The 7,639-nt window shown below is 63.7% G+C and carries 7 protein-coding genes; all 7 read right to left on the bottom strand.

Features of this window, described 5'->3' with window-relative positions; genetic code table 11:
• Positions 1-44 precede the first annotated feature (44 nt).
• Positions 45-1,421 carry an argininosuccinate lyase gene (gene argH, locus AC6CDK_RS09330; protein WP_039647257.1) on the bottom strand — a complete coding sequence of 459 codons (1,377 nt, stop codon included), beginning with the start codon at positions 1,419-1,421 and terminating at the stop codon, positions 45-47.
• Positions 1,422-1,442: 21 nt separating this feature from the next.
• The gene (locus AC6CDK_RS09325) at positions 1,443-2,606 is read right to left on the bottom strand and encodes a hypothetical protein (protein ID WP_039647260.1); all 1,164 of its coding nucleotides are present in this window, start codon (positions 2,604-2,606) and stop codon (positions 1,443-1,445) included.
• Positions 2,607-2,616: 10 nt separating this feature from the next.
• Complete coding sequence (locus tag AC6CDK_RS09320; RefSeq protein ID WP_039647262.1) at positions 2,617-3,060, bottom strand: NUDIX domain-containing protein; 444 nt, start codon at positions 3,058-3,060, stop codon at positions 2,617-2,619.
• Between the two features lie 165 nt (positions 3,061-3,225).
• Positions 3,226-4,446 carry an argininosuccinate synthase gene (locus AC6CDK_RS09315; RefSeq protein ID WP_066358177.1) on the bottom strand — a complete coding sequence of 407 codons (1,221 nt, stop codon included), beginning with the start codon at positions 4,444-4,446 and terminating at the stop codon, positions 3,226-3,228.
• Positions 4,447-4,478: 32 nt separating this feature from the next.
• Entirely contained in the window at positions 4,479-5,390 is a 912-nt protein-coding gene (gene argF / locus AC6CDK_RS09310; RefSeq protein WP_039647266.1) for an ornithine carbamoyltransferase, read from the bottom strand.
• Entirely contained in the window at positions 5,387-6,586 is a 1,200-nt protein-coding gene (locus AC6CDK_RS09305) for an acetylornithine transaminase (RefSeq protein WP_066358180.1), read from the bottom strand. Before AC6CDK_RS09305 ends, argF begins: the two co-directional genes overlap by 4 nt.
• An 80-nt stretch (positions 6,587-6,666) precedes the next feature.
• Positions 6,667-7,545, bottom strand: a complete 879-nt coding sequence (gene argB, locus AC6CDK_RS09300) for an acetylglutamate kinase (RefSeq protein ID WP_039647270.1) — start codon at positions 7,543-7,545, stop codon at positions 6,667-6,669.
• Positions 7,546-7,639: the final 94 nt, after the last annotated feature.

Raw genomic sequence — 7,639 nt, 5'->3', positions numbered from 1 at the left:
GCTCACTGTCCCCTCCCCGGCCCTGTGCCGCGACGCGAATCACGCTATCTCCCCACTTTGGCCCGCTCGATCTCCGCCCTGACCCGCTCCAGGGCCGTGCCGCCGGTGGCGGCCCGGGCGTTGACCGACGCTTCCAGGGTGATCGCGTCGAAGATGTCCTCGCCGATCTTGTCCGAGAACCCCTGCCATTCATCCATGGTCAGGTCCGGGAGATCTTTGCCGTTGGCGATGCAGTAGGCCACGGTCTTCCCCACCACCTCGTGGGCGTCGCGGAAGGGCATCCCCTGGCGGACCAGGTAGTCGGCCACGTCGGTGGCGGTGGAGAATCCCTTGGCGGCCGCGGCCCGCATGTTCCCGGCGTTGATCCGCATCTCCCGCACCATGTCGGCGAAAATCTTGAGGCTCCCCTTCACGGTGTCGATGGTGTCGAAGAGGGGCTCCTTGTCTTCCTGCATGTCCTTGTTGTAGGCCAGGGGCAGGGCCTTCATGACCGTGAGGAGCGCCATGAGGTTGCCGTAGACCCGGCCGGTCTTGCCGCGGACCAGTTCCGGCACGTCCGGGTTCTTCTTCTGGGGCATGATCGAGGAGCCGGTGCAGAAGGAATCGGTCAGCTCCACGAACTTGAACTCGCTGGTGGACCAGAGGATCAGCTCTTCGGAGAAGCGGGAGAGGTGCATCATGAGGATCGAGGAGGCCCCCATGAACTCCAGGGCGAAGTCCCGGTCCGATACCGAATCGAGGGAGTTGCGGGTCACGGCGGGGAAGTCCAGCAGCTCGGCCACGTACTCCCGGTCGATGGGGAAGGTGGTCCCGGCCAGGGCGCCGGCGCCGAGCGGAAGGGCGTTCATCCGCCGCAGGCAGTCCTCCATCCGCCCCTTGTCCCGGGTGAACATCTCCACGTAGGCCATCATGTGGTGGGAGAAGAGGATGGGCTGGGCGGTCTGCAGGTGGGTGTAGCCGGGCATGATGACGCCCAGGTTGGCTTCCGCCTGGTAAATGAGGGAGTCCACCAGCATATCCAGGTAGGCGGAGATCTCCACGATCTCGTCCCGCAGGTAGAGGCGGATGTCGAGGGCAACCTGGTCGTTGCGCGAACGGCCGGTGTGGAGCCGCTTGCCGGCCTCGCCGATCTTCTCCGTGAGACGCGCCTCGATGTTCATGTGGATGTCTTCCAGGGCCACGGAGAAGTCGAATTTCCCGGCCTCGATCCGGGCAAGGACCTCCTGGAGCCCCGCCACGATCTTTTCAACCTCGGCCATGGGGAGGATGCCCTGCTTGCCCAGCATCCGCGCGTGGGCGATGGAACCCCGGATGTCCTGATGGTAGAGCCGCTTGTCGAAGTCGATGGAAGCGGTGAATTCCTCGACGAATTGATCGGTCGGCTCGGAAAAGCGGCCGCCCCAGAGTTTTTCGTGTGCCATAGGTGTCTCCTGATGGTGTGATTACGTGTTCTGCGCGATCTCGAACCCCGCCACCATCTCATCCCCGCTGATCTTGACCCAGCCGCCGTCCCGGGACGGACGCATGATCGTGTGGACCTTGAGGGGGACCCGCGTGGTGCGCGGATCGATCTCGTGGTGGAGCGGAAGGTTGAAGTAGTAGAGGCGGGTCCCGGTCCCGAAGCGGAGCCGGCAGATCGGGGCGCCGTCGAAATCGTCGGTGGAGAACTCCGAGAGCTGCACCCGCGCCAGGCGGTGGCTGCTGTTGATGACCACGGAGGAGGTGCCGAAGGCGTGCCCGCCGGGAGCGTCCTCGATCCGGGTCTCCTCGGAGGTGTTGCCGAAGACCGTCACCGTTTCCCGCACGCCTGGCGTGTCCTCCAGGTACTCGCCGTAGAATCCGGAGAGCACGTCCCGGTAGGCCCGGTGCTCGGGCTTGGGGTCACACTGGATCACGAAGATGGTGTCCAGGGTCTGCCGGGTGGAGAAGTAGAGCTGGTTGGCGTGGTCAATGATCTGCTTGATGTTGGAGCTGTACAGGTCCCGGTAGAGGTAATCCAGGCAGATCAGGACCATGAAGTTGAAGCAGGAGGGGCGGCTCCGGAAAAGGTAGAAGTGGCGCCCGCGGTAGAGATCGTGGAACTTGTCCAGGAACTCCTCCCCGTGGAAGGGGTGGCTCTTGGCCTCCAGGAAGACGCGCAGCCTGCCCGTGGCCTCCTTCACCGCGATGCAGCACCAGTTCACCGGCATCTCCAGCACGTCGCCCGAGTCGATGTCCCGGTCCACCAGCTCGATGGCCTCGGCGTTGTCCTCCCGGAACCGCTCCAACATCTCCCGGTAGGTCTTGAGGCTCACGTGCTCCACCCCGAACATGGTGACGGTGTTGGGGCGGAAGGTGCCGTTGATCGCGTTCAGCATCTCGTCGAACCGGCTGACCGGGACGTGGGCCTCCGGGAGCATGAGGAAGTGGAGCTTCTTCAGGTTCCCCTCGCCGGCCGCCACCAGGTCGAGGATCGACCGGACCCGCTCCCACTGGCGGTCGGGCTCCACGATGGCGAATCCCTTCTCCGCCCCCCGCAGGTGGTTCGGCACCTGGGCGATCATGCAGTGGAGGTGGTGCCCCAGCGGGTATTCGAGATTCACCTTCTTGTCGATGATCTGGACCATGGGAACCTTGTCATGTCTCGCAACTGCAGAGCTCCGGAAATACCTTGCCGAGGATGAAACGGGTCCCTTCGGGCATTGTGTAGCCCGCCAGCTCCCCGCGGGGAACCCAGCGAGCCTCCTCCACCTCGGCCCGGTTATGGTCGATGTCGCAGTAGATGGGGTGGCAGAGGTAGTAGAGGATAATGAAGTGGTAGTTGTCCTCCCCCGGGGTCACGTGCTCGAACACGTCGATGAGGTCTTCCACCTCCACCTGGAGCCCCACCTCTTCCATAACCTCCCGCTGGAGGGCCGCAATGATCGGCTCGCCCAGGTCAATCTTCCCCCCGGGCATGACCCATTCGCCCTTGAAGGGATTCACGTTCCGCTTGGTGAGGAGCACCTGGCCCTCATCGTCCACGATGACGGCCACGACAGAGGTGACGATGTGGTCTTTCTTGAATGCTTTCTCGGCCATGGGATAGACGAAGGGACACGGCGGACCGTGCCCCTTTTGATCTTTCTGAAAACGCGAATTTCTCGCAGGATCAAGGCCTCAAGAACCTGCGCGGAGGCGTACTGAACGTACGCCGCACAAGCAGTTTCGCAGGGCAATGCAGAGCGTGCGGAAAAGGCGCGCTTTCTACTTCTTCCCCTGCATGAGCGCTCTGATCCGCAGCCGCAGGCTGTTGATCTTGATGAAGCCGGTGGCGTCGGCCTGGTTGAAGACCTGATCCTTCTCGAAGGTGGCGAAGTCCAGATTGAAGAGGGAGTTGGTCTCGGACTTGCGCCCCACGGTGCGGCAGTGCCCCTTGTAGAGTTTCACCCGGGCCACGCCGTTCACGCACTTCTGGGAATCGTCGATCAGGGTCTGGAGCATCTCCCGCTCCGGCGAGAACCAGTAGCCGGCATAGACCTGGCGGGCGTACTCGGGGATGAGGGAGTCGCGGATCCGCATGACCTCGCGGTCCATGGTGATCTGCTCCACCGCCGAGTGGGCCTCGCGCAGGATGGTGCCGCCGGGGGTCTCGTACACGCCCCGGGACTTCATGCCCACGGAGCGGTTCTCCAGGAGATCGACCCGGCCGATGCCGTGCTCGCCGCCGATGTAGTTCAGGTGGGCCAGGAGCTGGGCCGGGCTCATCTTCTCGCCGTCAACCGCCACGGCGTTCCCGTTCTTGAACTCGATCTCCACGAACTGGGGCTTGTTGGGGGCCTTTTCCGGCGCCTTGGTCAGCACGTACATGTTCTCGGGGGGCTCGGCCCAGGTATCTTCCAGGATGCCGCCTTCGAAGGAGATGTGGAGGAGGTTGCGGTCCGAGGACCAGGGACGCTTCTTGGTGACCGGGATCGGAATCCCGTTCTTCCTGGCGTAGTTCACCAGGGCCTGGCGGCTGTTGAGCTTCCACTCGCGCCAGGGGACCACCACGGTGATGGCCGGGTCGAAGTGGTAGTAGGCCAGCTCGAAGCGGACCTGGTCGTTCCCCTTGCCGGTGGCGCCGTGGGAGACGGCGTCGGCCCCCTCGATCTTCGCAATCTCCATCTGGCGCTTGGCGATGAGAGGCCGGGCAATGGAGGTGCCCAGGAGGTAGTGCCCCTCATAGATGGCGTTGGCGCGGAACATGGGGAACACGAAATCCCTGACGAACTCTTCCTTCAAATCGTCGATGTAGACCTTGTCTGCACCGGTGGCGATGGCCTTGTCCCGGATCGGCGCCAGTTCGTCCCCTTGGCCCAGGTCGGCCGAGAAGGCGATGACCTCGCAGCCGTACTCGTTCTTGAGCCACTTGAGAATGATGGATGTGTCGAGTCCGCCCGAATAGGCAAGGACGATCTTTTTCACGTCTTTGTGCACTTTGGCCATGGGGATCTCCTTTGGATCGGTATGAAATCGGGTTACTTCATCAATGAAGCCATGATGGCTTTCTGAATGTGGAGCCGGTTTTCGGCCTCGTCCCAGACGGCGGATCGAGGGCCTTCGATGACGCTGTCGGTGATCTCCTCGCCCCGGTGGGCCGGGAGGCAGTGGAGGACCATGCAGTCGGGCCGGGCCAAGGCAACCAGGGCGTCGTCGAGGCAGTAGCCCTGGAACGCCGCCTCACGCTCCTTCTGCTCCTGCTCCTGCCCCATGCTGGCCCAGACATCGGTGTTGACGACGTCGGCGTCGCGCACGGCCTCCTCAGGGTCCTCGGTGATGGTGATGGAGGACGTGGCCCGCTGCTGGGCCCAGTCCCAGACCTGACGGTCGGGCTCGTACCCGGTGGGGCAGGCCAGGGCCAGGTCGAAGCCCAGGATGGCGGCCGCCTCGATCCAGGTATTGGCCATGTTGTTGCCGTCGCCGACCCAGGCGAATTTCAGCCCCTGGTATCCCCCCTTGTATTCAATGACCGTAAAAAGGTCGGTCATGATCTGGCAGGGATGGAACAGGTCGGTGAGGCCGTTGATGACCGGCACCGACGAGTAGCGGGCGAACTCCTCAACGATCTCCTGGCCATAGGTGCGGATCATGACGCCGTCGCAGTAGCGGGCCATGACACGGGCCGTGTCCCTGATGGGCTCGCCCCGCCCCATCTGGGACGTGGCCGAGGAGATGAACAGGGGATGGGCTCCCAGTTGGGCGACCCCCACCTCGAAGGAGACGCGGGTCCGGGTGGACGATTTCTCGAAGATGAGGGCCACGCTCTTCCCCTCCAGCAACCGGTGGGGAATGCCCTGCTTCTGCTTGTCCTTCAACTCCCGGGTAAGGGTGAAGAGCCCGTCGAGCTCCTCTTTCGTAAACTGGTTGAGGGCCAGAAAGTGCCTGGTCATTTCGTCATTTCCTCCAGGATGCCGTCAAGGACGGCGATCATGTCGTTCACTTCCTGCTTGGTCACCACCAGGGGGGGGACGAACCGGAGCACCCGGTCCTGGGCCACGTTCAGGAGCACGCCCCGTTCCAGCCCCTTGAGCACGATGTCGCCGGCCGGCACCGACAGTTCCATGCCGACCATGAGGCCGATGCCCCGCACGTCGGTGATGATGTCGTATTTTCCCTTGAGCCGCTCCAGCTCCCCCACCAGGTACTCGCCCATCTCCTCGGCCCGGTTCAGGAGCCCTTCCTCCAGCACGGCCCGGACGGCTGCCAAACCCGCGGCGGTGACCAGGGGATTGCCCCCGAAGGTTGAGCCGTGGGTGCCGGGTGAAAAGGACGCGGCGATCTCGTCCCGAGCCAGCATGGCGCCGATGGGGGCGCCACCGGCAAGGGCCTTGGCCAGGGTCATGATGTCGGGGGTCACGTCGAAGTGCTCATGGGCGAAGAGCTTGCCGGTCCGCCCGATCCCCACCTGAACTTCGTCGAAGATGAGGAGCAGGCCGTGGCGGTCGCAGATCTCCCTTACCTTCCGGAAGTAGTCGGCGGAGGGGACGACCACGCCCCCCTCCCCCTGGATCGGCTCCAGCATCACCGCGCAGGTCGTGGGGGTGACCGCCGCCTCCAGAGCCGCGGCATCGTCGAAGGGAACGTAGGTGAAGCCATGGAGGAGCGGGTCGAAAAATTTCTGGACCTTCTCCTGGCCCGTGGCGGAAATGGTGGCCATGGTCCGGCCGTGGAAGGAGGCCAGCGCCGTAATGATCCCGTAGCGCTCGGCGTCGCCGGTCTTCTCCCGGGCATGCTTGCGGGCCAGCTTGATGGCGGCCTCGTTGGCCTCGGCGCCGCTGTTGCAGAAAAAGACCTTGTCCGCGAAAGAGTGGGCGCAGAGCAACTCGGCCAGCTCGATCTGGTTCGGGATGTGGTAGTAGTTGGAACAGTGGATCATCTCGGCGGCCTGCGTGCGCAAAGCCTCAACCACCTTCGGGTGGCAGTGCCCCAGGTTGTTCACGGCCACGCCGGCAAGGAAGTCCAAATACTCCTTCCCGTCAGCGTCCCAGACCCGGCACCCTTCTCCCCGCACCGGCACCAGGGGGTACCGGCCGTAGGTCTTCATGATGTATTTGTCAGCCTTTGCAATCCATTGTGCGGTCTTCATATCAGCGATCCTCATGGGCGGCCTGGGCCGCGCCTGTCCGTTTCATGCCTCTGATCGGGGCTTCCTGCCGGGAGAGGCCGTCATCGGTGAATCTCGGTGCCGACGCCGACGTCGGTGAAGATCTCCAGCAGAACCGCGTGCAGCACCCGGCCGTCGATGATGGAGGCCTTTCTGACACCCTCCTGGATGGCATCGACGCAGCAGGTGACCTTGGGAATCATGCCGCCGGTGATGACGCCGCCGTCGATGAGGTTGGGCACCGTATCGAGGTGGATGCTGGAGAGGAGGTCACCCGCCTTGTCCTTCACCCCTGCCACGTCGGTGAGCAGGATCAGCTTCTCGGCCCGCAGGGCTCCGGCCACCCGGCCGGCCACCAGGTCGGCGTTCACGTTGTAGCTCTCCCCCTGCTCACCCACCCCCACCGGGGCGATGACCGGGATGAACTTGCCGTGCTCCAGGGTCTGGATCAGCTCCTGGTTCACCTTGACCACATCGCCCACGAAGCCGATGTCCACCGGCTCCACGGTGCCGTCATCCTGCCTGATCTCCTGGAGAAGCTTGCGACAGAGGAGGAGATTGCCGTCCTTGCCCGAGAGCCCCACGGCCCTGCCCCCGTGCTGGTTCAGGTACCCCACCACCTCTTTGTTCACCTGACCGGTGAGGACCATTTCCACCACCTGCATGGTGGCGGCGTCGGTGACCCGCATCCCCTTCACGAATTCGGAAACGATGCCGTACCGCTTGAGGGTTTCGTTGATCTGGGGGCCGCCGCCGTGGACCACGACGGGATTGATGCCGAGGGACTTCAGCATGATGACGTCGAGGGCGAAGGACTCCTTCAGTGCCTCGTCGGCCATGGCGTGTCCGCCGTACTTGATGACGATGGTCTTGCCGGAGAAGCGCCTGATGTACGGCAGCGCCTCCATGAGGGTATTTGCCTTGTCGATGAGATGCTGCATCCGGAATGGCCTCCCGGGCGGTGGGATAGGGGCGGGGACGGTCGCAAGAAAGGTGTAACTATAGCAGAACGGGGGAAATAATCAACCGTGAAAG

This window comes from Geobacter sp. PheSNFMC, from assembly GCF_059620965.1.
This window is presented reverse-complemented; position numbering and strand designations above follow the sequence as displayed.